Consider the following 1,281-nt stretch of genomic DNA (forward strand, 5'->3'; position numbering starts at 1 on the left):
CGCGCGGACCGGGGCCCCTCGGGGAAGCGCCGGATCAGTCGTTCAGGTGCTCGACCACGTAGTCGATGGCGCCGGTGAGCTTCTCGACGTCCGCCGGGTCGATCGCCGGGAACATCGCGACGCGCAGCTGGTTGCGGCCCAGCTTGCGGTACGGCTCGGTGTCCACGATGCCGTTGGCACGCAGTGCCTTGGCGACCGCGGCGGCGTCGACCGAGTCGTCGAAGTCGATGGTGCCGACGACCTGCGAGCGCTCCTCCGGCTTGGCCACGAAGGGCTGCGCGAAGGAGGACTTCTCGGCCCAGGAGTACAGGATCGAGGAGGACTCCGCGGTGCGGGCCACCGCCCAGTCCAGACCGCCCTGGCCGTTCAGCCACTCCAGCTGGTCGGCCAGCAGGAAGAGGGTGGTGATGGACGGGGTGTTGTACGTCTGGTCCTTCGAGGAGTTGTCGATCGCGGTCGGCAGGTCGAAGAACGGCGGGATGTACCGGCCGGAGCCGGCGATCTCCGCGGCGCGCTCCAGCGCGGCCGGCGAGAAGGTGGCCAGCCAGAGGCCGCCCTCGGAGGCGAAGGACTTCTGCGGGGCGAAGTAGTAGACGTCCGTCTCGCGGATGTCGACCGGCAGGCCGCCGGCGCCGGAGGTGGCGTCGACCAGGACCAGCGAGCCGGCGTCCGCGCCCTCGGGGCGGCGGATCGGCATCGCGACACCGGTGGAGGTCTCGTTGTGGGTGAGGCCGTAGACGTCCACACCCGCCTCGGCGACCGGCAGCGGGTGGGTGCCCGGGGCGGTCTTGATCACCGTCGGCTCGGCCAGCCACGGGGCGGCCTTCACGGAGGAGGCGAACTTGGAGGAGAACTCGCCGAAGTCGAGGTGCTGCGACTTCTCGCGCACCAGACCGAACGCGGCGATGTCCCAGAACGCGGTGGAGCCGCCGTTGCCGAGCACGACCTCGTAGCCCTCCGGCAGCGAGAACAGCTCGGCGACGCCCTGGCGGACGCGCTTGACGAGGTTCTTGACCGGGGCCTGGCGGTGGGAGGTGCCCAGCAGGGAGGTTCCGGTGGCGGCGAGGGCACTCAGGGCCTCGGGGCGCACCTTGGAGGGGCCGCAGCCGAAGCGGCCGTCGTTGGGCAGATTGTCGGCGGGGATCTGAATCTGAGCCACGGCCGCAGCCTATCCCCCGGACATGCGGCGGCGGTACGCCCGTCCGGCCGCTGAGACGTGATCTTGGCCGCTCCGGACAGGCCGGCGCCGGGCGCGTGACCCCTGGTCAGGGGGTGTGCGCG

General features: G+C 71.5%; 1 protein-coding gene. It reads right to left on the reverse strand.

Features of this window, described 5'->3' with window-relative positions; all coding sequences use genetic code 11:
* Window positions 1-34: 34 nt before the first annotated feature.
* A complete protein-coding gene (gene serC / locus ACFUEL_RS39780; protein WP_380243112.1) occupies window positions 35-1,159 on the reverse strand; it encodes a phosphoserine transaminase in 1,125 nt (374 codons plus the stop codon).
* Window positions 1,160-1,281: the final 122 nt, after the last annotated feature.

Origin of the sequence: Kitasatospora sp. NPDC057198, from assembly GCF_042670125.1 — a bacterium.
Lineage (GTDB): Bacteria > Actinomycetota > Actinomycetes > Streptomycetales > Streptomycetaceae > Kitasatospora.